Raw genomic sequence first — 24,338 nt, forward strand, 5'->3', positions numbered from 1 at the left:
GGAGTCGATCAGTGCGCCTTGCTGGAGCCACCAGATCGCAAGCGCGGGCCCATATCGGAGGGCATGGCGAGTCATCTGCTTTTGGCCCACTGCGGGTTATCCCATGCGCTCTCCAGCTTCAGCACGCGGATAGATGATGGTGAAGTCTGCAGGTCGCTCCGTCTGATCGAGCGGTGTAGTCCCCACCTTGGCTGAATCGGCAAGCCGGTTCTCGCAGATGATTTCGTTCTCCAAGACTTCGATCACGAAGTAGAGCGCTGCTTCCAGGTTTGCCGTGGAAAGATAGATGAGCATCGCATTCGTGGTCTCCTCGTAGTCGTAGCCGCTGTCTACGAGCAAGCCGTTCGAAACCTCAGCCAAGCGATCAGGCACGATGTACCGAAGATCGGCATCTGGATTGACCATGTGGCGGGGATCGAGACGGATCAGGACTAACGGCATATTCCCCTCTCCACTTTTGGATGACCCGTTTGCGGTAACTCAGCCCCTGCAACCGAGTGACTCCTTGTGGCCGCTTGCCGAAGTCTAGCTGCTCGCGCCCGAGCCCCGCATCACCCAAGAAGGCGACTTGGCGGAGCCGAACAGAGATCCTGTGAGCTGGGCCCCTGGGCCGGGCAGCGGGCCACCGAGTGCCAGCACGGCACTGCGCTGAACAAGGGCACGCACAGCGGGCTCTGGGCCTGGCGGGGAGCAATGCCGGGCGCAGTTGGCCTGGGGGGTCAACCGGGAAACGCTGCGTGCAGGAACGTCAGCGGCGACGGACGCTATGAACTTGAAGTCGTTGCACCGCAAGGGCTACCAGACGGGGACGTGGAACTGGTGCTTGGGAACGCCAGCGGGCGGTTCTTCTTGGGCGCAGGGGAATGGATGACTTGCGATGGTCTGAAACCGGAAGCCGAGCATGTCTGGTCAACCCGAGGCAAATCAGATCGACAGTGTCTTCAGCCTTTTGGGGATCTGTTCCGCGAGAAACGCCATCAGTGCCCGGACTGTGGGCGATTGATGGCGTTGCGTGGGGTAGATCAGCTGGACTTTCAGCGCGGACATGTGCCAGCCTTCCAGCACCCTGACCAATTGACCTGATGCGACCAGCGGCGCCGCCTGGAACTCGGGCAGTACGGCGATTCCCAGTCCATCCAATGTGGGGGCGACCAAGGCGTCGGATGGGCCGATGATCAAACGTGAACGCAAAAGTCCTCTGGCGGTTCTGGTTCGCGAATGCAGCTTGATTTCTGCGGCTTCCTTCGACTGCAGAAGGCCGGCGTGCGCGCTGAGTTCACCTGGATGTTGCGGCAACCCGTACTGGCTTGCATAGGCGGGGCTTGCAAACAGGGCTGGGCGTACGGTGCCGATGGCACGGGCCTTCAGGCTGGAATCGGCAAGTTCGCCAATGCGCACTGCCAGATCAATGCCTTCTTCGACGATGTTGACGTGGCGGTTGCTGAGCTTGACATCCAGTTCCAGATGTTCGTGTTGGAGCAGGTACTCGGTCACCAGCGGGAGCAGCACGACTTTGCCAAATGTCGCTGACGCAGCCAGACGAACGCGACCCGCTGGCGTTTGATCCTGAGAAAAAACCTCCTGGGTGACGGCGTTCAGTTTATGGATCAGTGGACCTGTTCCGTCCAGCAGGCGTTGGCCAGCGTCGGTCAATGCGAAGGCGCGGGTGTTGCGCTTGACGAGGCTGACCCCTGCTGCCGTCTCCATGCGCGCCAGGCGGCGCGACAAGGTTGATTTTGGAACATCCAGTTGGCGAGAAGCCCGTGACAGGCTGCCTGCCTCCGCGATCTTGATGAACCACTGCAGATCGTCGATCGAGTAGCTTTCATTGTTCATATTTTGGTACGCCGGTGTCTACACAACGAGTCTATTGGAACAAAGTCAAACCATCAACAATGGGGCTTGTTGCCGGGTCGAACGAGCCCACATGGATCGCCTCCTTGCCTGGCCGCAGACCCGCTTCATTCAACCATTGCACACTTTCAAGCAACTCAAATGACCATACTCGTTACGGGCAGCACGGGGCTTATCGGCTCACACCTTGTGGCACTTCTGGCCGCGCAAGGCGCAGACGTTCACGCCCTCACCAGAACACCAGAAAAGCGACAGTTTCCGCCGGGCGTTACGGCGGTCAAAGGGGACTTTCAGGATGTGGATTCGATGCGCGCTGCCATGGGTTGCGCAAGAACGCTTTTCTTGCTCAACACGGTGGCCGCAGACGAAGTCACCCAGGCACTGATTGCACTCAATCTGGCGCGCGAGGCGGGTATCGAGCGCATCGTTTACCTGTCTGTCATGCACAGCGACCGCTTCACCGATGTTCCGCATTTCACGGGGAAGCACACGGTTGAACGCATGATCGAACAGCTTGGAATGCACGCGACCATTTTGCGTCCCGCTTACTTCATGCAGAACGACGATGCCTTGATACAGTCCAGTGTTCTGGAGCGGGGCGTGTATCCCATGCCTATCGGCAGTGCAGGCATCTCCATGGTGGACGCACGTGACGTGGCACAGCTTGCCGCACGGCATCTGCTGCGCCGAGATGCCGCAAGCGAACTCTTGCCAACCGAGGTGTTGGATGTCGTGGGGCCCACAGCGTTGTCGGGCCAAACCGCCGCTGCGGTGTGGAGCGATGTGCTGGGCAAGACCATCCGGTACGCAGGTGACGATATCGGCCCTTTTGAAGCACAGTTCCGGAGCTTTGCACCCGGGTGGATGGCGTATGACATGCGGCTCATGATGGCGCGCATGCAGATGGATGGCGAGCTGGGCTCCGCTGCCGCAGTCGAGCGCATGCAGCAAGAACTGGGCACCCCGTTGCGCAGCTACCGCGACCATGCGCTGGAAACGGCCGCGCGCTGGAGGGCTGCCCAATGAAGGCAGAAAACACCACGCCTTCCATTGTCGTTGTCTACCATTCCGGCTACGGCCATACCCAGAGACTGGCACAGGCCGTTGCCCAGGGCGCGCAGGCCGCATTGCTGGCGATTGACGCGCAAGGTACCCTGCCCGAGTCCGCCTGGATGCAATTGGATGCCGCGGATCTGATTGTGCTGGGCTCACCCACCTATATGGGAAGCGCGAGTTGGCAGTTCAAGAAATTTGCCGACGACTCTTCTGCTGCCTGGATGGCCCAAAAATGGAAAGACAAACTCTTCGCGGGCTTCACCAACAGCGGGAGCATGAGCGGCGACAAGCTGTCCACCTTGCAGTTCTTCATGACATTTGCCATGCAACACAGTGGCCTGTGGGTGGGCACCGGCATGATGCCCTCCAATACCAAGGCGGCCCTGCGCAATGACCTGAACTATGTCGGTTCCTCTTCAGGCGCGATGGCCACCACCCCGGTCGATGCGGGCGTCGACGAGGTGTTGGAAGGCGATATCGAGACGGCCCGACGCTTTGGTGAACGGCTGCGGGACGTTGCGCAGCGCTGCCCGAATGCGTCGCCCCACGCGGCGTAACGGGGAGCTCCTTTCAGCATCTGTTGCCCACGCTCGCCCATCGGGCCAAAGCGGCCCATCGGCTTTCATGCCTGCTTTTTGGCGGTAGATCTGACTTGGCCAAATTCCGCCATGGCCCCAAAACGCAGGCACCAGCCAGACGGCGCGCGCTGGCAGACGGCCAGCGCGCGCCGAGCCGGCCCCTGGCCGGCATGCCCTCGGTGCCTCAGCTGGGCGACTTCACATAGCAAGCCTTCGCCTGGATGGCCTCGTCCGTGTCCTGCTCCACGCTGGCGATGGTCGGGTAGTCCTTGACGGGGGCGGGCTGGTTGGACGTCTTGCGCGGCAGCAGGCACAGGTAGGGGCCTTTGCGGGCCCACACCACGGCCCGGTTGCCCGTGCTGTTGGTCTGCGTGCCCCAGAAGGCGGTGACCGAGCCGCGGGTTTCCTGGCGGTCGAGCACGACGCTTTCCGCCGGCTGGCCGACCAGCGCGTCGCTGGCGGGGCCGGGGCAGAACGCGAAAAGCTTGGTCACCGAGCCCTGGGTCACGATGGCACGCGAATCTCCTTGGCGCACAATGTTCAAATACTCGCGCGTGGTGAGATCGAAGCCCTGGAAGCAATACTCGGCCGCCCAGGAGCCCTCGGGCGCGGCCTGGGGCACGCCGGTGCAGGTGACCTGCACGGAGCGCACGTCGCTGCCGCTGCCCACCGTGCCGCTGGCGTTGGCCACGCTGCAGGTCTGGCCGGCCGGCTGCGTCTGCACCTGCACTGCGTAGGCGGCGCCGCTGGCCACCGGCGTGTTGAAGAAAAAGCGCCCATCGGCCTTGACGGTCAGGTTGTCGCCCTGGTTGTTCTGCAGCACCAGCGGGCTGCGCGGCACCAGGCCCGTGACCACGCCGCTCAGGTTGCGGGTGCCGGCGGGCAGGTTCTCGCAGCGCACGGAGACGTCGGTCATGTTGGCCTCGCGCACCAGTTGCGTTGGCTGCGCCACGCTGCAGCGCTGGCCTTCGGGGTGCGAGGCCACGGTGACGACGGCAGTGGTGAACCGCTCGAAGCGGCGCCCCATCACGAAGCTGCCGTTGGCGGCAACGGTCAGATCGTCGGCGCCCTGCACCTGCAACACCAGGTTGCGCCCCTCGCCCAGGCCTGCAACGGTACCTCCCACGGTGTAGCCGGTGCCGGGCGGCGGGGTCACCGGCTGCTCATCGTCACCACCGCCGCCACCGCAAGCCGCCAACAGCACCAGCGGCAGTGCCGCCAGCGCCAGGCGGGCCGCAGGCGCGCGGCCACTGCGGCCGTGCTGCTGCTGCCGCAGGCGCGGGGCGCGCGAAGGGCTGGACAATGGGGTGGTGGTAGTGGTGGTGGTCGTGGTTGACACTGGCATGCTCAAAACCCTCTCGGCTCAAAAGATATAAAAGACAGCCCCCGTGCCGCGCGCAGCAGTGCGGCGGCGCAGTGCGCAGCGCAGCGAGGTGCGCACGCAAGGGTGGGGAGCACCGATCTTGATCGAACCGCGGTGATTCGTCGGTGTCGGGTGTCACAAAGATGGTGCGTACACCCATTTGGGTGAGGCTGGGCGGTGGGCGGGCCAGGCCCGCGCGGCGGCCGTGGTATGTACGGAAGCGGCTGCGCCGTGCGGGAGGAAATCAGCCAGGCAAGCCCACAGGTGCGGTGGCCCTGTGTGGGGTGAGGACAAGACCAGAAGCCCGTTGCAGGCCACTAGACTGCAAAGCCTTCGCCTCTTTTCATTCACCAAAGACACCATGGCCACATCCCCCGTGCTTCGCCGCCTGCTCGCCCTTCAACAACGCCTGGCCGACCTCGACGCCGAGCAGCGCCAGGCGGACGCGGAGGATGACTACGACGAGGACGATGACGAAGCCGGCGAAGAAGTGGAGGCCGCCCCCGCCACCCTGGAGGCCAGCCACCAGCTGATGTTCGCCCCCATCGGCGAGCGCTGGCATGTGCACTACCACGGCCCCGCCGCGAGCACCGGCGACACGGAGCAGCCCATTTTTGCCGAGCTGCTGGACACGCTGGCCGAGCCCGCCATTGCCAAGGCCTTGCATGCACTGACCTTCACCGGGCCCGACGAGGGTGCCAACGGCACGCGCGAATGGGTGTTCACGCCGCTGATCGAACGCGGCGTGCCTTTCACCCACCTGCGCCACCTGGCCATTCCCCAGGCCGACAACACGGCGCACAACGAGGTGTGCATCGTGCGCGAGGGCGAGATCCTCGACGACGCGGGCGATGTGGGGCGGCTGGTCGCGCTGATGCCTGCGCTCGAATCACTGGAGCTGCCGCAGGCCCCCGACCCGGCCTTCTTCAAGGTGCCGCTGCCCGCGCTGCAGCGCCTGAAGATCGGCGCGGGCCACAACCCCAATGGCTTCATCGCCCACCTGGCGCGCCATGCCGCGCAGTACCCTGCCCTGCGCCAGCTGGACTTCAGCGACGTGCGGGGCCCGTTCATGGAGCCCGAGGGCGACTGGCCTGCGACACCGTTCGAGGACTACGAGGCGCTGTTCCAGTCCGCCATCGGCCAGCAGATCTGGTCCATGGTGCTGCGCAATGCGCAGCTGACCGAGGCGCAGTACCGGCAGTTGCACCAGATGCGGCCCAATGCCTCGCTGCAGGTGACGCACAACTTCCCCGGGTGCTATGTGAGCCACTGGAAGCCGAAGGGTTTCGAATGGAAACATCTGCTGATAAATGGGTGAGGCAGGTGCCGGCCGGTTGCAACAGAACCGGCCGGCGCCCACAATGGCTCTGCAAACAGGGGCTTGCGCGCCCCGGAAAGGTGGCAACCCCCATGAAGTGGACGACTCGCATCCTGGCGATCATTGCCCTGGTGATCACAAACTTGGTCCTGCTTGCGGGCCTGCCCCAGGTAGGCGGGCCGCTATTGCTGATGGCGCTGGTGTGCCACATGGTCTACTCCGCCTTGACCGGCAAGCAGAGCAACGACGGCGTGCGATGAAGGCCCTGCGCGGGCAATGCCTGTGCGGCGATGTGCAGTACACGGTGGCCGATGCGTTCTCGTACGCGCTCAACTGCCACTGCTCCCACTGCAGACGCGCCACCGGCTCGGCGTTCAAGGCCTTCGCGGGCATCGAGCGCCACCAGCTGCAGATCGTGCAGGGCGCAGACCGCTTGCTCATCTTTGGCGGCACCATCGACCACGACGTCCATTGCGGGCGCTGCGGCTCACTGCTGTACTCCCAGGTTCGCGATGGGCAGTACCTGCATGTCACGCTCGGCACGCTGGTGGACTCGCCCACGATCCGCCCGTCTGCGCACATCTTCGTCGGCTCCAAGGCGCCCTGGTTCACCATCACCGACGACCTGTCGCAGCACGAGGGATTTGCCTGAACAGGGGCGCGCCAACCTCGCCCATGCACCCTGGCCAACGCTGACGATGGCCTCGGTCGCTGGCAACAGCGGACCCGGTCTTGGCCCCACGTGTCAATCGACTAAACGGGTGGCGCCACCTGCCACACGGCCAACAGCGCTTCGGTGTATCTTCCAGAGCCATCCAAGAAGAGTGGGTACAGGCCACGGAACGCCTCGCACACCTGCCAGAAAAAACAAGGACGGTTCCGCCATCGGGAGGGAGAACGCAAACCACAAGCAGTTGACAACGAACGCATGCCGCATTCGCTGCGCTTGCGCGCCCGTCACCAGACTGCGGACAAGAACGTACCAGGCACCTTCATCCAATCCGGCGCGCCCGGCTCCGGTCAGCGCCACCTTCTTCTTCCTTTCCCGGCCTTCCCCATCGCACCACACCATGCGGGGTCCTGCAGCTGCACGCCCCAACTGCTGCGTGGCGGATCGCCCGAACGCATCACATCGCATGAAAATCCAGCGCCATCTCTCCCTTTCTCTCCTGCTCCCCCTGGCCTTCGTCGCAGGTTGCGCAACCAACACCCCGGCCCCAGCCAGCAAGCCCGTCGCCCAGGTCCCCACGCTGACGGTGAAGCTCGATTGCGGCAGCTGCAAGGTCAACCCCAAGGTACCCTCGCTGCTGGTGGACGGCTACAACGCAGCCGCCTCGCAAGCCGGTGCCGTGGTGGTCGCAGACAAGCAGGCCACGGTGACCATCAAGTCCTACGCGGCGCGCAATGATGCGGCCCGCTTCTGGGCGGGAGCCTTGGCCGGCAAGGATGAAATCCAGGCCGAGGTGGCCTACCAGAACCAGAAATTTGCCGTGGAGGACTACTACCGCAACGCGTGGCAGGGCATCGAGCCCCTGGCCAAGAAAATCGGCGAGATGACGTTTGAGAAGCTGAAGTAAGGGTCAGATCACCGGCCGGCCCGAGAGCGGTCGGGCGCAGGGGCCTCGCAATCGATCACCCCGACGCATGCAGCCGCGCCAGGTCGCCACACTGGTGTTGCAGCGCGGCGGTCTGGGCAAGCCTGTGCGTTCGTCGCTCAGTCCGTGATGCGCACGCCCTGCACCTGGGCGCCCAGCTTGAGGTACAGCACCCCATCGGCGCCCATCCACCATGTGGCGGTGGGTGCCGGCACCTGCGCCGCATTGCCCTCGGGCAGCACCCACTGCGGCACCAGGCGCCAGGTCTGGCCGGCCAGGGTCAGTACCATGGCACCATCGCTGCTCGCCGGCTGCATTGCCACCACGGAGCCCGGCAGCGCCGTGGTCAGCAGGGTGTTGGCCTGCACGGGGCTCAGCAGCGCGGGCAGCAGCAGCTGGCGGGCGCCCTGTCCTGCCTGCAGGTAGATGCGGCCTTGTTCGTCCACGCCGATCTGCGGGGCGCCGGTGGTGGCGGGGCCGCCGCCGGTCCAGTCGGGCCGCAGCACATAGGTGTGGCCACCGGTGCGCAGTTGCAGCACGCCCTCGGCGCCGAGCTTTGTCCGTGCATCGGGCAGCAGCGCCGTGATGGCGTTGGCCAGGCCCGCCAGGTCGGCCACGGCGGGCACAAACTGCAGCACCACCCCACCACGCACCCAGCGCAGCAGGCCCAGTGGGGTGAAGGTGATGCCATCGGGCAGCGTGGCGTCGATGGCGATGGGCTGCACGGGCAGCAACTGGTAAACCTGCGCGCCACTGCGCACCAGCACCACGCCCGAGGGCGCAATCTCCAGGCCCTGGGCCAGGCTGGCGCCCGAGAGGCGCGCCACGGCGCCACCGAGGCGGGCATAGGCCGCGCCGTCCACGGTGGTGCTGGCGGGCAGGTTGGCAAACGCCATGGCATCACCGGGCTGTGTGGTATCGCCCTTGAGCGAACCCAGGGCAATGGCAACCAGCGCACCCCGTTCATTGACCTGCAGCTTCTCACCCGCCAGCAGGCCCGTGCGGCCCACCTGGGGCAAGCTGCCTGCGGGTGGAACAAGGGAGCCCACCAGCACGGCCACCGTGAGCGGCTGCGCCTCGATGGCGGTGCCGGCGCTGCCCGCGCTGAGCAACACCTCGCCCGCCAGCACCAGGGGCTGGCCCACCGCGCTGGAGGTCATCGACGCCCAGCCCTGCAGCACCACCAGCACCAGCACGCTCTGGCCATTGACCTGGGCCACCTGCAGCTGGGTGCCCGGAAGCGCCGTCACCGTGAGCGGCTGGCCATTGACCGTGACCTGCAGCGTGACCGGCGTGGTGCCCGTGCCCGGCAGCACGATGGTGGCGCCCCCGGCCCCGGGGCCGACCACGATGGGGACCGACGGGTTGGTGATGGTGATGGTACTGCCCGGCTGGTTGACCTGCACCGGCGTGGGCGCCGACGGGCCCGATGCCGGGGCTTCGGCGGGCGTGACCGCCGCGCTGGCGGCCGATGCCGCGCTGTCGCCCACCCCATTGGTCGCCTTGACGACGAAGGTGTAGGCCGAGCCGTTGACCAGGCCAGGTACCGTGCAGGTGGTGGGCAGCGGGCTGCCGGTGTTGACCGTGCAGGTCTTGGCCGGGTTGGTCACTGCGGTCACCGTGTAGGCGGTGATGGCGCTGCCACCATCGCTGGCGGGTGCCGTCCAGACCACGCGGGCCTGGCCGTCGCCGGCGGTGGCGGTCACGGCAGTGGGGGCGCCGGGGACATCGGGCACCAGCAACAGCCGAGCGCGTGTCGGCGCCGCCGCGAAGTACGCCGCATCGGCGCCTGCACCGCCGGCCTGGCTTGCCAGCACACCGCACCAATGGCCGGCTTTGCCGGCCAGCACTGTCAGCGTGGTGCCGCTCACGGTGCAGACATCGGGCGTGAAGGATTCGAAGGCCACGGCCAGGCCGCTGCTGGCCGTGGCCGACAGGGTGGCAGTGGCGCCTGGGACAGGGGCCGCGAAGGGAGCGGGCAGGTCGATGGTCTGCGCTGTGGCAATGCGCGTTGGCACGCTGCGGCTGACCGTGCTGCCATTGCCCAGTTGGCCGCTACCGTTGGAGCCCCAGCACTGCACGGCCCCGGCCGTGGTCAGCGCGCAGCTGTGGGAGGCCCCAGGTACCGCAATGGCCGCCACCCCGCTGGCCAGGCCCGGCACGGGCTCGGGCGTGGTTTTATTGGCCGTGCTGCCATCGCCCAGTTGCCCATAATCGTATTTGCCCCAGCACTGCACGCCCCCGGCGGTGGTCAGCGCGCAGTTGTGGTAAGCCCCCGTCGTAATGGCCGCCACCCCGCTGGCCAGGGCCGGCACGGGCTGGGGCGTGGTCTGGTTGGTGGTGCTGCCATCGCCCAACTGGCCGAAATTGTTTTTGCCCCAGCACTGCACGCCCCCGGCCGTGGTCCGCGCGCAGGTGTGGTCGACTCCCGCCGCAATGGCGGCCACCCCGCTGGCCAGGCCCGTAACGGGCTGGGGTGTGGTTTTGTTGGCAGTGCTGCCATCGCCCAGTTGGCCGCTTGCGTTGAAGCCCCAGCACTGCACGCCCCCGGCCGTGGTCAGCGCGCAGGTGTGCTGGATTCCCGCCGCAATGGCCGCCACCCCGCTGGCCAGGGCCGGCACGGGCTGGGGTGTGGTTTTGTTGGCAGTGCTGCCGTCGCCCAGTTGGCCCAATGCGTTGTAGCCCCAGCACAGCACGGCCCCGGTCGTGGTCAGCGCGCACGTGTGGGTGGCTCCCGCCGCAATGGCGGCCACCCCGCTGGCCAGGCCCGTGACGGGCTGGGGCGTGGTTTTGTTGGCCGTGCTGCCATCGCCCAGTTGGCCTGCAACGTTGTAGCCCCAGCACAGCACGCCCCCGGCCGTGGTCAGCGCGCAGGTGTGGCCGCCTCCTAGCGCGATGGCGGCCACCCCGCTGGCCAGGCCCGGCACGGGCTGGGGCGTGGTTTTGCTGGTGGTGCTGCCATCGCCCAGTTGGCCTTGAGCGTTGGAGCCCCAGCACTGCACGCCCCCGGCCGTGGTCAGCGCGCAGCTGTGGCCGATCCCCGGCGCCGTGGCCGCCACCCCACCGGCCAGGACGGCGACGGGCTGGGGCGTGCTTTTTTGGGTGGTGCTGCCATCGCCGAGTTCACCGTCATCGTTGTAGCCCCAGCATCGCACGGCCCCGGCCGTGGTCAGCGCGCAGGTGTGGCTGTCCCCCGCCACAATGGCCGCCACCCCACTGGCCAGGCCGGTGACGGCCTGGGGTGTGGCTTTGTCGGTGGTGCTGCCATCGCCGAGTTGGCCGTAAAAGTTGTAGCCCCAGCACTGCGCGGCCCCGGCCGTGGTCAGCGCGCAGGTGTGATCGCCCCCCGCCGCAATGGCCGCCACCCCGCTGGCCAGGCCGGTAACGGGCTGGGGCGTGCTTTTGTTGGTGGTGCTGCCATCGCCCAACCGGCCGTAGGCATTTTTGCCCCAGCACTGCATGGCCCCGGCGGTGGTCAGCGCGCAGGTGTGGTACGTCCCTGTCGCAATGGCCGCCACCCCGCTGGCCAGGCCCGTGACGGGCTGGGGCGTGGTTTTGTTGGTGGTGCTGCCATCACCCAGCTGGCCGTCCGCATTGCCGCCCCAGCACTGCACGGCCCCGGCCGTGGTCAGTGCGCAGGTGTGCTGGATTCCCGCCGCAATGGCCGCCACCCCGCTGGCCAGGCCCGGCACAGGCTGGGGCGTGGTTTTGTTGGTGGTGCTGCCATCGCCCAGTTGGCCGTTGGCGTTTTTGCCCCAGCACTGCACGGCCCCGGCCGTGGTCAGCGCGCAGGTGTGGTCGGCTCCCACCACAATGGCCGCCACCCCGCTGGCCAGGCCCGTGACGGGCTGGGGTGTGGTTCTGTTGATGGCACTGCCATCGCCCAGTTGGCCGTCAGCGTTCCAGCCCCAGCACTGCACGCCACCGGCCGTGGTCAGCGCGCAGGTGTGCTGGGCTCCCGCCGCAATGGCCGCCACGCCGCTGGCCAGGCCGGTGACGGGCTGGGGCGTGGTTTTGCCGACCATGCTGCCATCGCCCAGTTGGCCTTGGCCGTTGTAGCCCCAGCACAGCGCGCCCCCGGCAGCAGTCACCGCGCAGGTGTGGATGGTGCCCGCAGACACCTGCTGCACAGGCTGGCCCAGCACCGATGCCGGCACGGCCCCTTGGGCCCGCGCGGGCGTGGCGGCTGACAGCAGCAACAGCCAGGCCATCACCAGCCACAGCAGCAGCATGGCCAGCGGGGTGGCGGCGCGGCGCCCGGCCAGGGGCCCTGCCATGGCGAGGGTGCTTGAGAAAGTGGGCGGGCGGGTGGGCATGGGGGCAGCTTTCGTGATGGGAATGCCGGTGCAGGAGGTGCAGGTGGGCGCACAGGCGATAGCGCTGGAATCTATCGGCTTGCGGCCGGCTTGTATGTCCCTAGAACTAGTGACAAGCGTGGCGGCGCGGCAACGGCGCCCTGGGCGCCTGGTGGGCGCCTGGTGGGCGCCTGATGGGTGCTTCAAGGCCGCGCCTACGGCGCAGCCGGGTGGCCTGGCGCCTGCAAGGGCAGCCACAGCACGCAGCGCGTGCCGGCCGCCGTGCTGGCCCAGACCAGGCGGGCGCCGATGGCGTCGGCCCGGCGCAGTTGGTTCTTCAGGCCCCGCCCGCGCGCCTGCAGCCCGGCGTCGACGTCGAAGCCGCGGCCGTCGTCGAGCACGCGCACCTCGATGCCGCCGGCGCAGGCCTCGCACTCGACGCGGATGCACGAGGCCTGCGCGTGCTTGACCACGTTGGCAAAGCACTCCTGCAGAATGCGCAGCAGGTTCAGCGCGCTGCCGGCGTCAAGCCATGGCAGGGGCGGCACGTCCTGCACCTCCCAGCGCAGCGCCATGCCCAGGCCCTCCAGCCGGGGCGCGAGCCGAAAGCGCAGCGTGGCCAGCAGCAGCAGCAGGTCGGCGTCCACGGGCTCCATGGAGTCGATGGCCAGCTTCAGGTCGTCCATGCACTCGGCCAGCACCTGGGCCAGTTCTTCGGTGCCGGCCTTGCCGTGGCGCACCAGGTGCAGCGCGCTGGTGAGCGAGGAGCCCAGGCCGTCGTGCATGTCCTGCATCAGGCGCTGGCGCTCCTGCGCCAGGGTGGCCCGGTGCTCGGTCTCGCGCAGGCGCTCGTAGCTCAGGGCCAGCTCGCTCTCGCGCTCGCGCAGGCGCTGCTCCAGCTGGGCGTTCACGCGCTCCATGCCGCCCAGGGCCGCCAGGTAGCGGCGCAGCATGATGTACGAGAAGAGGAAGAACACGCCGATGTTGCTGTAGGGCCCCAGGTAGATGCCCTCCACGCTGACCAGCAGGTTGTTCTGCAGCAGCCAGTCGTAGCAGCCGGACATCATGCTGATCAGCCCCCAGCCGCCGAGCAAGCCGGCCTCCTTGGAGCCCACGCGCCAGGCATCGCGGCAGGCCACGGCCAGCAGCGCGGTGCCCAGCACCAGCAGCACCCCGTACAGAAGCGGCGATATGACCGCCGCGTGGGGCAGCGCCGGCAGCAGCGGCAGTGTCAGCAGGCTCGCCAGCGCCGTGACCACGCAGGCCGCGATGGTCAGCCTGCGGTGGTGCACACCATGCAGGGTGCTCAGGAGCAGGTACGAGATCAGCACCTGCCAGAACAGTGCGCTCACGGTGAGGCCGCTGAACCATGCATCGCTGATCGGCACCCGTTGGCGGCTTACGAAGTAGTGCAGCGTCCTCACGAACGCCACCCCGGACGCGATAAAGAACAGCAGGTACAGCGGCTCATGCCGCCGGCGCAGCCACACGCCCAGCGCGAAGATGCCCGCCGCCAGGAAGGCGGCGCTGCTCATGGCCGGAAAGTCGGACTGCAGCCAGTGGCGCGCCTGGTAGCGCCAGCCGATGGCCGCGCTGGAGCCGACCCACGCGGTGGAGATGGCCGCACCGGTGTGCCGCAGGCGCTGGCCGCGGATCTGCACCTCGCGCACGGCGGGCGCCCCGGCTGTGCCCTGCAAAGGAATCCACAAGGGCAGGTTCACCGCGTTCCACAGGAATTTCGCATCCGTCTGGTAGAGCAGCCGCCCATCGGCATAGACGGCGATCTGGCCGTCCGACTTCCAGCGCGGCAGGTACAGGTACAGGGGGCCGGCCTCTGGCGCGAGCGGGGGCACCGCCAGGCGGTACCAGACCTCAGTGGTCGGGGGCGGCCCCTGCTGCGACGCCGGCCGCTGCACCTGCGGCGACTGGGCGAAGGGCAGCGCCACCGGCTCCCAGGTACCCTGCGGCAGGTCGCCCTCGTGCAGCGCATAGGGCGGGGGCGTGAACCCGACGCTGGGGCGCTCCAGCCGTTGCGCCTGCACGATGTGCACCGCTTCCTGGTCGGCAGGCGGCGGCTCGGGCGCAGCCGCCGGCAGCACGCCGCTGCACAGCAGGCAGCAGGCCAGCACCAGGGCGCGCGCCAGGGCGGTCTTCAGATCAGGCCCCGCACACGTGCTGCGTGGACGGCCGCAGGGCCGTCGTTCAGGGCATGCAGCCCCCGCGCCAGCGTGTCGGCCACCCAGAGCGGGCGCCTGTCGTGCGTCAGCCGGATCGCCGAGGCGACAGCGGCCTGGAACTGCGGGTCGTCCGGCACGATCGCAATGCGGATGGTGGCGGGGCTGGCAATGGCGGCTGGCATAGGAGGGGCGGCGTCTGTTTCGAGGGGGATGCGGTGGGTGCCCGGGAGTTTCCCACAGCGCCGGCCCGCGCGCCTGGAAAAGGTGCGCAGCAGAAGGCGCATCGGCTGCAACGCCCGATCAACCGGTCTCGCCGCGCACTACCTGCGGCGCCCCGGGGCGCACTCTGGGCTTGCCAGTACCGCCCTCCCCCACACCCTGCGGCCTGCCCGAACCGGCACGCCGCCCGGGTGGCTGCCGCCAGGCCGCTCAGCCGCTTTCATGCAAGCGCGCCGGCGTCGTGGACGTGCCGTGGCTCGCCATCTCGTTCGCCCTCACCAGCACATGCCGCACCATGGCCTGGGCCAGGGCTTCGTCGGCGAGGAAGACGGTGCCGCCGTTTTCTTCCTCCAGCAGGCGGGCCTCCTGCTCGTTGTGGCTGCGGATCACGGTTTCGATGCTGGGGTTGAGCAGGCGCGCGGTGGCGATCATCTGGCGCACCTTGATGGTGTCGGGCGTGGCGATGACCAGCATGGCGGCACGCGCGATGTGGGCCTGGATCAGCACGGCGGGCTCTTCGGCGTCGCCGAACACGGCGGCGATGCCCTTGCCGCGCAGGTGCTCGACCAGCTCGCGGTTCTGCTCGGCCACGACAAAGGGCACGTCGTTGGCGGCCAGGGCCGCGGCGATGCGCCGGCCCACCTTGCCATAGCCCACCAGCACCACCTGGTGCGCGAGGAATTTGGCGTGCGTGCTCATGGGCAGCTCGGCCAGCGGGTCGTCGCGCTCTTCGAGCCGGCGCGCGAAGGCCGAGCGCTTGCGCAGCCAGGCCTGCAGCGGCGCGATGGCGTGGAACAGCATGGGATTGAGCGCCATGGAGATCAACGCGCCGGCCAGCACCAGGCTCGTGCCCTCGGCCGGCAGCAGGCCCAGCGATGCGCCCAGGCCCACCAGGATGAAGGAGAACTCTCCTATCTGCGCCAGGCTGGCAGACACCGTGAGTGCGGTGTTGAGCGGGTAGCGGAACGACAGCACCAGCGCGGCGGCCGCGAGCGTCTTGCCCAGCATGATGATGGCCACCACGGCCAGTACCTGCAGGGGACGGTCCCACAGCACGGCGGGGTTGAACAGCATGCCCACCGAGACGAAGAACAGCACGGCGAAGGCGTCGCGCAAGGGCAAGGACTCTTGCGCGGCACGGTGGCTGAATTCGGACTCGCGCATCACCATGCCGGCAAAGAACGCGCCCAGCGCGAACGACACGCCGAACAGCGCGGCCGAGCCAAAGGCGATGCTCACGGCGGCCGCCACCACGCACAGCGTGAACAGCTCGCGCGAGCCGGTGCGCGCCACCTGCCACAGCACCCAGGGGAACACGCGGCGCCCCACCACCAGCATCAGCACCACGAAGCCACCCACCTGCAGCAGCGTGAGGCCCAGGGTCTTGAGCAGGCCGGAAGCATCGGCGTTGGCATCGGCACCCGCGCCGCCCAGCACGCCGGCCAGCGGGGGCAGCAGCACCAGCACCAGCACCATGACCAGGTCTTCGACCACCAGCCAGCCCACCGCGATGCGGCCGGTGTACGTCTCCAGAATGCCCAGGGTTTCGAGCGCGCGCAGCAGCACCACCGTGCTGGCCACCGACAGCGACAGCCCGAACACCAGCGCCCCGCCCAGCCCCCAGCCCCACCAGTAGGCCAGGCCCATGCCCATGAGCGTGGCCACCATGATCTGCACGATGGCCCCTGGCACGGCGATCTTGCGCACCGCCAGCAGGTCGCCGAGCGAGAAATGCAGGCCCACGCCGAACATCAAGAGCATCACCCCGATCTCGGCCAGCTGGCTGGCCATGGCCGCATCGGCCACAAAGCCGGGCGTGAAGGGCCCGATCACCACGCCCGCGAGCAGGTAGCCCACCAGGGCCGGCAGGCGCAGCCGCGACGCGACAAAACCCAGCGCCAGCGCCAGCCCCAGGGCGGCGGCGATGGTGTTGATGAGGTTGACGCTGTGGGGCATGGTGGCGGGAGTTCTTGCAAAAAATAGGTTGCGGGAGCGTGCACACGCACGCAAGGCACACCAGCAAAAGGCATGCCCTGAATATCTCGGTACGTGTTTGCCAATCTTATAACCCGAAGCGGCAGAGGGTGCAAAAATCAGGGCTACTGACTACTGTTTCGTTTCGGGCCCTGCCCTTCTCTCCCATGAACCTGGCAACGACCACCCCCCGCCCCATTCACCTCATCGCCCTGGCCGGCATGGCATTGGCCCTGGCGCTGCCCGCCGCCTGGGCCCAGCAGCCACCGCCCAAGCTCAGCAAGAGCTACTACGAGCGGGTGGACGAGCTGCAGGACCGGGTGAACGAAGGCAAGCTCGCCGAGGTCGCCGGCACCATCGTGCCCACCACCGAGCGCAAGACCTTCGAGGTGGACAAGCTCAACGACGACCAGACCTGGTGGCAGTACGAGGACGACACCACCTTCATCCACATGGAGAACAGCACCGGCCAGACCATCGCGGGCGTGGTGCTGGCCTTCTGGATCGACAGCTGCCAGGAGAAGAAGCAGCCGCCCAACATCGTGCACGTGCTGCTCAAGAAGCCCCTGCGCAGGAACGCCCAGGCCGTGGTGGTGATACCGCCGAGCAAGCTGCTGCACACCAAGAACGAGGTGAGCTGCCTGAGTGTGCGGGGGGCGTGGGGCGGGTAGCCGCAAGCAGCCCTGACTGCAGGCCGATGGCAGAAGCCTGAGGGCTTGGCGGCTGGGCCCCGCCCCCCGCTCATGGTCCCCTGGTCAAATATCAAAGCGACTTGTTCTTCGCCTTCTTGATCTCTGCAATACAAGCCTCTTCGTTGGTAAACGCATATGAAACGGTGATGTAGCCGGCCTCCGTTCCTTCCGCCGTCGCGAAAATGCGGATGATCGACAACTCATTGGGGAGTGTGATCTTGCGGCCCCCCTTCTTGTCGGGCTCAGCATCCCAGAATGCTGTAAGCGTGCGTTCCTTCTTGAACAGCGCCATCATCCAATCACGCGGCTCATCCCAGATGCTTCCTTGGCGCAGGCGATCGAAATCGCTCGTCGGCTTGCCGTACTTTTCAGTCAGTGCGGCTTTGAGTGACGCATATCCGTTCCTCAGCTCGTTGCCATAGACACTGGTCTTGATGGTCTTTCCAATGGCAGACATCTTGCACAACCCCGCGTCAGGTGTCGCTATGTAGGTGTAGACCTCAAAGGCATCGTGGGGGCTGGGCGCGGTGTCGGACAGAAACACCCGAGGCTGCTCGGTATCCTCCAGCTTGATGGCCTGGCGCAACTCGTCCACTGAGAGCCCCATCTTGACGCCCATGGGCCCTTCCCACACTTTGGCAACCGGCGGTGGCGGCGAAGGTGGCGCGGGAACTGCAGGTGCCGATGCCGCAGGCAAGGGCTGTGCAGCCGACGAAGCGCTCTCCGATTCCGATTGCTTGCCGCAACCCACAGTGCCCAAGGCCGCCACCAACGCGGCAGAAATCCACAATCTCATCCCTCTCTCCTCATTTCTACGGTATCCGTGTCTGTTATGCGCATTCGATCCGGTCTCCGGCCCCAATGCTGCCACTTCTATCCGGCGATTCTCTCGTGAAGCACTTCAACCTTGCAGTATCCCGCCAGGTCGCAAGGCCATCAGGGCCAAGCACCCTCGCGGGTACCACAGGTGCTCTACCTACCGATGGATATTGGCGTGCAGGCAAGCCACTGAACCGGCTGCGCCGGCAAGCCCCCCGAAGAGTACGGTAGCAAGCGAAACAAGATCGTCGACGAGCGGCAGGCGGGCTTCGGCGGCCGGGGCCTGCCAACACCAATCATGGGGTCGCGTTGCCAGAAAATAGTGTGAGCAAGCCCTGGTGCGCACCCCTCTGGCGGCGCGTTCACAATGGCCGGGCCCTCACTCCCACAACCACCACCCCGGAGACACGACGCATGGCCTATGGAAACCTGCCGCCCGAGTTCTACGCACTGCCCCCGGGCCCTAAGAACCTGTTCAAGATCTTTTTGCAGCTCCAAAAAGATCTTGAACAGGTTCTAACAGCCTGCCCGACCTGGTCATCGTTGCCGTCCAGTTCTCCCGCAACCACGGCGTGGTGCGGGTGTTCATCGTGCCCTCCGATCCCGCGTCCACGGGCTACTGGTGCGAGCGCTTCGAAGCCGATGGCGACGACGCCATCCAATGGAGCATGCGGTTCGCCAACCAAAAAATCCGGCAGTACTCGCATGCGCAGCGCGCAGGCTCGCCGGCCGCCCTGGCACCGTTCACGCTCACCTCCTTTGACGACTGGGTGACCCTGTCGGTCCAGCACCGCCTGGGCTACTACCCCATGCTGCAAGCCGCAGCGGCCCAGGCGCAGCCCGTGGCCGCCCAGGAGTACCTGGGGGAGAAGCTCAAGGTCCATGAGGTGCAGATCACGCCGGAGCATTTTCAGGGGGCGTGAGTGGGCGGGTGGGTAGGCAGAGAGCGAGCGAGCGCCTCACCACGTCAACGCTACCCAGGCAAGCCCCAGCACGATGCAGGCCGCCCCGCCCACGAAGGCGGCGCTGCGGTCGGTGAGCACCCGTTGCCCGTCGCGCACAAAGCTCAGGGCGCCGGCTGCGCCGTGGATGCGGGCTTCGTCGGCGCCGCGCTCGCCGCGCCAGTGCCCGAGGGTCAGGGCATAGACGATGGCTTTGCCGATGTAGACGAAGACATAGTTCACCAGCACATAGATAAGCAACTCAAAAAGCATCTCGAACAATGTGCGGACTCCTGCTGCAAGCGGGTGGCCGCCATGGTAGCGCAGCAGCCGTAGAGGGCCCGCAGCTTGCGGCCCTGGCCGTGGCCGTCAGCGCACCGCCGGCATGCGCGCCACGGCGGCCAGTTGGTCGCGCAGGGCCGGCCGGTCGCGCGGCGTGGCCAGGCCGATGCCGACGGCCAGTGCATCGCCCTCGGCCAGCGCGCGGTAGGCCACGCCCGCGCGCCGCAGCCCGGTGAACGAGCGGGGCAGCAGCGCCATGCCGCGCCCGCTGGCCACCTCGCCCAGCAGCACATGGTGGTCGGTGGGCTCGCGCAGCTTGGGCGGGGCAAAGCCGTGCTGCGCAAACACCTTCTGGCAGTGGTCGTAGAAGGCGGGCTGGCGCGCGCGCTCGAACCAGAACACGGGCTCGCGCGCCAGGTCGGCCAGGCGCAGCACGCGGCGCCGCGCCAGCGGGTGGGTCGATGGCAGGGCCAGCACCATGGGCAGCCGGTCGAGCGCCAGCACATCCAGGCCCTGGGCATCGGTGGGCAGCGCGATGAAGGCCGCATCGAGCTTGCCCGCGCGCAGTTGGCGCACCAGCCGGGGCGAGGTGTCGGACACGGTGGTCGCCACCGTGCCCGGGTGCGTGGCCTGCACGCGCTGCGCGAGGCCGCCAAACCAGGCCGGCTCCACCGCGCTGGTGAACCCCAGCCGCAGCGTGGCCGGCACGGCCGGGGCCGCCAGCGCCGCCTCGGCATCGCGCAGCAGCTGGGCCATGGCGCGCGCATGGGGCAGCAGCCGCTGGCCCGCCGCCGTGAGGGCCACGCCCTGCGGGCTGCGCTCGAACAGGCGCGTGCCCAGGCGCTCCTCCATCTGGCGGATGGCCCGGCTCAGCGGCGGCTGCGACAGGTGCAGCGCCTCGGCCGCCTGCCGAAAACTCAGGGCATCGGCCACGGCCAGGAACAGCGCGAGCGAGCGGGAATCGAGGCGGTTGGACATATACCAAAAAGGTATCACGAAATCGGTCATTCCGCCGGCGGCGCGGCGTTTCTACAGTGCGCTCCGTTCCCCTTTTTTGGAGCCTTGCATGACCTCTTTTGTTGCTTCTTCTTCGTCGCCTTCACCCGAGGCCACTGCTACCACCATCACCACCCCACCCTCCGAGCGCTACGCACGCGGCACCCGCATGCTGGCCGCCGTGGACGGCCCGGCCGGCCTGGCGGTGGTCGAAGGCCTGGCCCAATCGTTCCCCGACTTCGCGCGCTACGTGCTCGAGTTCCCTTTCGGCGACATCTACGCCCGTGAAGGCCTGGGCCTGCGCGAACGCGAACTGGCCACCGTGGCTGCCCTGTGCGCCCTGGGCAACGCCGCCCCCCAGCTGCGCGTGCACGTGCACGCCGCCCTGCACGTGGGCTGCACCCCGCACGAGGTGGTCGAGGTGGTGATGCAGATGGCGGTGTACGCGGGCTTCCCCGCCGCGCTCAATGGGCTGGCCGTGGTGCGGGAGGTGTTGGGGGAGGCGGGGGTGGCGTTGCCGCTGGGGTGAGAGGCGGGGGCCGTGCTCTGCAGCCAATGCCATTGCAACGGGGCACGTGCAAGCCAGTCTTCTTCCGGCACCGCGTACGCGGCCGGGACCACATCCCAGATGAGGGCCTCATGGGCACTCCACTGCAGATGGCCCTGCAGGACACCCTCGCCGCGGTAGAGGCGGACGTTGGCGGGCGTATCGGCCGGGGGGCGGCTGTAGGAGCCCGCTCCAATACAAAACCCGGCACCGGCTCGATGACACCAAAATCGCAATCCGCGCGCTTTAGCGACCGCTTCCGACCGGTTGCCATCATGGTGGCAATGGCTGGTGCGCGCGAGCCATGGGCCTCACGCAAGCAAACCCAATCGACGTAAATGCTGGAACACATGTCCCACTGCGCGGTCTTTGTATTTGAAGTCGCCAGACCGAGACTTCCAACGGATTTTTCCACCGCTGTGCAAATGGAACGTCAAAGCGTGGCGGCGGGACATGAACGCCCACCTGAGGCCATACAAGCCGGCAAGTCCGAGCATGCCGACGGGAACCGTGGTACCAGGCTGCAAGCTATCCCAATAGACGCCAATGTAGTAAAAGATCGCACACAAAAGCGCGATGAGGACACCACCGGCCCCAATGCGCAAGGGCGCCAGCCCCTGCTTGTATTCGGCACGCGATATATGCGCCATCGGCACCTGTTCAATTTGGTAGGGCGTCTGAATCGAGAATTTTCTGCGGATTATCCGAAGGTGATGCGTTCCGACACTGGCCACTTCGCCGATGTGGTACGCGTACTCCTCAGGCGAGGTAAGGATTGCTATCGTTTCTTCTTCCATGTCTGGGTTACGTCCGCTCTTGGCTGCCAATGGCCCCTATCTTGGGTTGACCGACAACGACTTTACCGTGCCATCATCCCCAACGACGATGGCCATCTGGCCGCCGAACTGTGCCTGCCGAGCACCAATGTGCCAATTGCCCGCTCTGCGGCCGAGAGTGAATGCGGGAGCCCATAGCTGCCCCTCTTGAAGAGCGTAGCTCTTTGCAGCGCGAAAAGCCGCGACAGCCGCCAGGCCGCCGGGTTCATCAATGAACTGGCCGTCGCTCTGGCGGAATCGGAGTGTCATCTCGAAATCGAGAGTCACATGCCATTCGCCATCATGAAGATTCCACCAGAAGCTTGGCAAGGCGGATCCCCAGCGTGCCTTTGCCATTTCGATCGCCTGCGAGAGTGCTTCAACTTCATCCATCGTTCGGGTTGCCTTTTCTTGCCGAATGTTGTCTGAGACCTGGTCGGTGCGCGGGCCCCCTGGGCGGGGTTGCCGTCCGCTATTGGCTGCATTCTGCACGCAGCTACCTGGCAGCCATCTCGCACCGGGCCTGTTGGTAGTCCCACGCGCCGCCGCGGTCCAGGCAACTGTCGATCGACATTTCGCAATCCAACCAGATACCGCCAGCCACCACCGCTGCGGCGATCGACAGGATGATTCCTACGCGAAGAAGTTGGGTCATGGGATGCCTGTACGTGGCCAGTTGCAGCAGTCTGGTCTCGGCCTCCATCAACGGCCCGCCGCAAGGCGCCGCAACTCCACCTCTCTTGGCGAGGGCTCCACGGTGAAGTCAGAGGACGCGGCAATCCCATCGAATGTGGCCTGCAGGCCCTGCCTCAGCGGCGTCTGGGGGCGCTCGCTCCACGCTGCCAGCTTTTGCGTCGACAAGACCAGGTGGGCCTTGCGGAAGGGAAAATACTCGCGTGCCGGGATGGTCGGGTCCGCGACATGGACCACATGGCTCTGGCGGCCGGTGATCTGGCCCAGCAAGGCGATGTACTGGTTGAAGGAAACATACGTCTCGGATGCCAGGTTGTAGATGCCGGGCGCCACGGTGCACTGCGGGTCCAGCAAGCCGGCGATGACGCGCGCTACATCGTCGATGCCCACAAACTGGATCAGCGTTTCTCCATCTCCAGGCACAAAGATCGGCTCGTTGGCCAGCTGCCGGGCCCATACGAAGCGCTCGCGGTCCAGGTTGTTGCCGGGGCCGTAGATGTACGGCGGTCGAAGCACGAAGGGGCGGGGAACCGCGGAGGCAGAGAGCAGCACCGCCTCGGCCGCCGCCTTGTCGCGGCCATAGGGGCCCCAGATCTCATCGCCGTGCGCGGGCGATGCCTCGGCAAACGGAAGCGGCGCGGTGGAGCGCTGATAGACCGCGGCAGAGCTGAGCAGCACATAGGTCGTGGGCAGCGCCGGCAGCGCGGCCAGCAGTGCACGGCAATCCTCGGGGCCGTAGCACGAGGCGTCGACCACGGCGTCAAAGGTATGCCCGCGCAAGCGCGAGGCCAGTTGCTGCACATCGCGCCGGTCGCACGCGATGTGGTGTGCCGCGCCCCACTCAGTTGGGACCAGCCCCCGCGTCACCGCCGTGACGTCAAAGCCCTGCGCGACCAAGCGCTGCCGCAATGCGCGGCCGACGAACACCGAACCTCCGAGAAGCAGTAGCTTTTGCATGGACAGTAGAGCCTTTGCGCTTGGGGTTGGTCAGGGCCTGTTCACACGGCTTTCGGGGTCGTCTTGAAAGCGGTCTTGCGGTGCAGGCTACTGGACCGGCTGCGCCAGCACACGGCAGATTCCCGAGGCGCACGCCATGTGCAACTGTTTGCCGTCGGTGCAGGCTGCGGCGAAGAGCGTGTCCACGCCAGCCAGGCCGGTTCTTTCCACCTGGGGGGTTTCCTGGCATTGCTTCTCCTTGGACAGGGCCCGAGCGGCAGCGATGTCGGCATCTTGCAGTGACACCGCGGGAGCGGCAGGCTGCATGGATGCCGGGTTCCGGATCTGCCGGATGCCTTGCTCAGCCATGTGCCGGGCCATGGCCCATATCTGCGACCGGCTGGCATCCACCTGCAAGCCCAACTCACGGCCCGCACGATTGGCGTTCGAGACCGCCAGGGTATATTTCTGGACCAGCCACAGCAGGTTGTTGCTATCGATGGGCAACGCGTTCGGGTAGTCCAGCGCATTGTCGCGGTTGGCATAGAACTCGATGGACTTGATCCACAGCGCGCCCGCGTCGTTGTAGGCGGCAAGGGACTGCTCCAGCTGGTTGCTGGGCAAGCCACCTGCCTTCTGCTTGTACACCGCCAGTGCACGTGCCAGGTCCAGCACCGCGGCTTGGTAGTCCCGGTAGGACATGCCCACGCCCAGACCCGCCTGCATGGCACCGAATGCCTGCTCCAGCGTATCGATGGCCGTATCCTTGGGCGCCCCCGCCCCCATGGCGGCCTTCAGGCATTCCAGGCGCTTGTCGGCGGCCGCAATGGCATTGCAGGCCTCGATCAGCACGAGGGGCGTCTGGGCTTGTGCGGCCCCTGCAAGCAGCAGGCCTGTGGTCAATGCGGCAGCGATGTACTTCATCCCTCTTTCCCATCCATCGAATCTCTGGGCCGATCATGGCGCACCAGCCCGGTCGAAGGCCCGCGGTTTGGCCGATCAGCGGGCCCGAGCAGGTATCATTGCGTACCTGCACAGCGTGAATTCGCGGGCCGCCCCGCGAATACTATCGAAATAATAGCGCCAAACCGTGTTTTGGCGCTGTCTGCCTGTAGCTCAACTGGATAGAGCAATAGCCTTCTAAGCTATAGGTCGGGGGTTCGAGTCCCTCCAGGCAGGCCAAATTCT

The 24,338-nt window shown here is 66.8% G+C and carries 24 protein-coding genes, 1 tRNA gene and 1 pseudogene; 11 read left to right on the forward strand and 15 right to left on the reverse strand.

Going from position 1 to position 24,338, the window contains the following annotated elements:
• Positions 1 to 96: 96 nt before the first annotated feature.
• The gene (locus tag HNP48_RS24160) at positions 97 to 441 is read right to left on the reverse strand and encodes a hypothetical protein (protein WP_184861905.1); all 345 of its coding nucleotides are present in this window, start codon (positions 439 to 441) and stop codon (positions 97 to 99) included.
• Between the two features lie 252 nt (positions 442 to 693).
• Here HNP48_RS24160 and HNP48_RS35850 point away from each other — a divergent pair.
• Positions 694 to 888: pseudogene (locus HNP48_RS35850) on the forward strand (hypothetical protein); the annotation flags it as partial.
• Between the two features lie 36 nt (positions 889 to 924).
• Here the strand turns inward: HNP48_RS35850 and HNP48_RS24165 are convergent.
• Entirely contained in the window at positions 925 to 1,836 is a 912-nt protein-coding gene (locus HNP48_RS24165; RefSeq protein ID WP_184861907.1) for a LysR family transcriptional regulator, read from the reverse strand.
• A gap of 159 nt (positions 1,837 to 1,995) precedes the next feature.
• On the opposite strand from HNP48_RS24165, the gene HNP48_RS24170 reads away from it, so the two are divergent.
• Positions 1,996 to 2,880, forward strand: a complete 885-nt coding sequence (locus HNP48_RS24170) for an NmrA/HSCARG family protein (protein ID WP_184861909.1) — start codon at positions 1,996 to 1,998, stop codon at positions 2,878 to 2,880.
• Positions 2,877 to 3,467, forward strand: coding sequence for a flavodoxin family protein (locus tag HNP48_RS24175; protein ID WP_184861911.1), 591 nt, complete (start codon positions 2,877 to 2,879; stop codon positions 3,465 to 3,467). The genes HNP48_RS24170 and HNP48_RS24175 overlap by 4 nt, the downstream gene beginning before the upstream one ends.
• A gap of 205 nt (positions 3,468 to 3,672) precedes the next feature.
• On the opposite strand, the gene HNP48_RS24180 is transcribed toward HNP48_RS24175, so the two are convergent.
• A complete protein-coding gene (locus tag HNP48_RS24180; RefSeq protein WP_184861913.1) occupies positions 3,673 to 4,833 on the reverse strand; it encodes a hypothetical protein in 1,161 nt (386 codons plus the stop codon).
• 379 nt (positions 4,834 to 5,212) lie between these two features.
• On the opposite strand from HNP48_RS24180, the gene HNP48_RS24185 reads away from it, so the two are divergent.
• The 4 genes from HNP48_RS24185 (at position 5,213) to HNP48_RS24200 (ending at position 7,746) form a co-directional block, all read left to right on the forward strand.
• On the forward strand, positions 5,213 to 6,169 hold the full coding sequence (locus HNP48_RS24185) for a hypothetical protein (protein ID WP_184861915.1): 957 nt from the start codon (positions 5,213 to 5,215) through the stop codon (positions 6,167 to 6,169).
• A gap of 92 nt (positions 6,170 to 6,261) precedes the next feature.
• Complete coding sequence (locus HNP48_RS24190) at positions 6,262 to 6,429, forward strand: hypothetical protein (RefSeq protein WP_184861917.1); 168 nt, start codon at positions 6,262 to 6,264, stop codon at positions 6,427 to 6,429.
• Positions 6,426 to 6,821 (forward strand): GFA family protein, encoded by a 396-nt coding sequence (locus HNP48_RS24195; protein ID WP_184861918.1) that lies wholly within the window; start codon positions 6,426 to 6,428, stop codon positions 6,819 to 6,821. The genes HNP48_RS24190 and HNP48_RS24195 overlap by 4 nt, the downstream gene beginning before the upstream one ends.
• Before the next feature lie 484 nt (positions 6,822 to 7,305).
• Positions 7,306 to 7,746 carry a hypothetical protein gene (locus HNP48_RS24200; protein ID WP_184861920.1) on the forward strand — a complete coding sequence of 147 codons (441 nt, stop codon included), beginning with the start codon at positions 7,306 to 7,308 and terminating at the stop codon, positions 7,744 to 7,746.
• 137 nt (positions 7,747 to 7,883) lie between these two features.
• On the opposite strand, the gene HNP48_RS24205 is transcribed toward HNP48_RS24200, so the two are convergent.
• From HNP48_RS24205 to ybaL, 4 genes are all read right to left on the reverse strand, one after another.
• Entirely contained in the window at positions 7,884 to 12,041 is a 4,158-nt protein-coding gene (locus HNP48_RS24205) for a fibronectin type III domain-containing protein (protein ID WP_184861922.1), read from the reverse strand.
• A gap of 233 nt (positions 12,042 to 12,274) precedes the next feature.
• Complete coding sequence (locus HNP48_RS24210; RefSeq protein ID WP_311773851.1) at positions 12,275 to 14,188, reverse strand: ATP-binding protein; 1,914 nt, start codon at positions 14,186 to 14,188, stop codon at positions 12,275 to 12,277.
• 23 nt (positions 14,189 to 14,211) lie between these two features.
• Positions 14,212 to 14,418, reverse strand: a complete 207-nt coding sequence (locus HNP48_RS24215) for a hypothetical protein (RefSeq protein WP_184861924.1) — start codon at positions 14,416 to 14,418, stop codon at positions 14,212 to 14,214.
• Positions 14,419 to 14,665: 247 nt separating this feature from the next.
• On the reverse strand, positions 14,666 to 16,411 hold the full coding sequence (gene ybaL / locus HNP48_RS24220) for a YbaL family putative K(+) efflux transporter (RefSeq protein WP_184861926.1): 1,746 nt from the start codon (positions 16,409 to 16,411) through the stop codon (positions 14,666 to 14,668).
• Between the two features lie 185 nt (positions 16,412 to 16,596).
• On the opposite strand from ybaL, the gene HNP48_RS24225 reads away from it, so the two are divergent.
• A complete protein-coding gene (locus HNP48_RS24225) occupies positions 16,597 to 17,100 on the forward strand; it encodes a hypothetical protein (protein ID WP_184861928.1) in 504 nt (167 codons plus the stop codon).
• Positions 17,101 to 17,191: 91 nt separating this feature from the next.
• Here HNP48_RS24225 and HNP48_RS24230 read toward each other — a convergent pair whose 3' ends face one another.
• The gene (locus HNP48_RS24230; RefSeq protein ID WP_184861930.1) at positions 17,192 to 17,917 is read right to left on the reverse strand and encodes a hypothetical protein; all 726 of its coding nucleotides are present in this window, start codon (positions 17,915 to 17,917) and stop codon (positions 17,192 to 17,194) included.
• Between the two features lie 613 nt (positions 17,918 to 18,530).
• Between HNP48_RS24230 and HNP48_RS24235 the strand changes: the two genes are divergently transcribed.
• Positions 18,531 to 18,863 carry a hypothetical protein gene (locus HNP48_RS24235; protein WP_184861932.1) on the forward strand — a complete coding sequence of 111 codons (333 nt, stop codon included), beginning with the start codon at positions 18,531 to 18,533 and terminating at the stop codon, positions 18,861 to 18,863.
• A gap of 36 nt (positions 18,864 to 18,899) precedes the next feature.
• On the opposite strand, the gene HNP48_RS24240 is transcribed toward HNP48_RS24235, so the two are convergent.
• Together HNP48_RS24240 and HNP48_RS24245 are read right to left on the reverse strand one after the other, a co-directional pair.
• Positions 18,900 to 19,163, reverse strand: a complete 264-nt coding sequence (locus HNP48_RS24240; protein ID WP_184861934.1) for a hypothetical protein — start codon at positions 19,161 to 19,163, stop codon at positions 18,900 to 18,902.
• A gap of 87 nt (positions 19,164 to 19,250) precedes the next feature.
• Positions 19,251 to 20,141, reverse strand: a complete 891-nt coding sequence (locus HNP48_RS24245; RefSeq protein WP_184861936.1) for a LysR family transcriptional regulator — start codon at positions 20,139 to 20,141, stop codon at positions 19,251 to 19,253.
• A 187-nt stretch (positions 20,142 to 20,328) separates the two neighbouring features.
• Here HNP48_RS24245 and HNP48_RS24250 point away from each other — a divergent pair, with 187 nt between their 5' ends.
• Complete coding sequence (locus HNP48_RS24250; protein ID WP_260420368.1) at positions 20,329 to 20,688, forward strand: carboxymuconolactone decarboxylase family protein; 360 nt, start codon at positions 20,329 to 20,331, stop codon at positions 20,686 to 20,688.
• 329 nt (positions 20,689 to 21,017) lie between these two features.
• On the opposite strand, the gene HNP48_RS24255 is transcribed toward HNP48_RS24250, so the two are convergent.
• From HNP48_RS24255 to HNP48_RS24275, 5 genes are all read right to left on the reverse strand, one after another.
• Complete coding sequence (locus HNP48_RS24255; RefSeq protein ID WP_184861941.1) at positions 21,018 to 21,503, reverse strand: hypothetical protein; 486 nt, start codon at positions 21,501 to 21,503, stop codon at positions 21,018 to 21,020.
• A 36-nt stretch (positions 21,504 to 21,539) separates the two neighbouring features.
• Entirely contained in the window at positions 21,540 to 21,914 is a 375-nt protein-coding gene (locus tag HNP48_RS24260; protein WP_184861943.1) for a hypothetical protein, read from the reverse strand.
• Positions 21,915 to 22,017: 103 nt separating this feature from the next.
• Positions 22,018 to 22,176, reverse strand: a complete 159-nt coding sequence (locus tag HNP48_RS24265; RefSeq protein WP_184861945.1) for a hypothetical protein — start codon at positions 22,174 to 22,176, stop codon at positions 22,018 to 22,020.
• Positions 22,177 to 22,223: 47 nt separating this feature from the next.
• Complete coding sequence (locus HNP48_RS24270; protein WP_184861947.1) at positions 22,224 to 23,171, reverse strand: NAD-dependent epimerase/dehydratase family protein; 948 nt, start codon at positions 23,169 to 23,171, stop codon at positions 22,224 to 22,226.
• 87 nt (positions 23,172 to 23,258) lie between these two features.
• Complete coding sequence (locus HNP48_RS24275; RefSeq protein WP_184861949.1) at positions 23,259 to 24,074, reverse strand: hypothetical protein; 816 nt, start codon at positions 24,072 to 24,074, stop codon at positions 23,259 to 23,261.
• Between the two features lie 181 nt (positions 24,075 to 24,255).
• Here HNP48_RS24275 and HNP48_RS24280 point away from each other — a divergent pair.
• A tRNA-Arg gene (locus HNP48_RS24280) sits at positions 24,256 to 24,332 on the forward strand.
• Positions 24,333 to 24,338: the final 6 nt, after the last annotated feature.

The organism is Acidovorax soli (assembly GCF_014207955.1).
Taxonomy (GTDB): Bacteria; Pseudomonadota; Gammaproteobacteria; order Burkholderiales; family Burkholderiaceae_C; genus Acidovorax; species Acidovorax soli_A.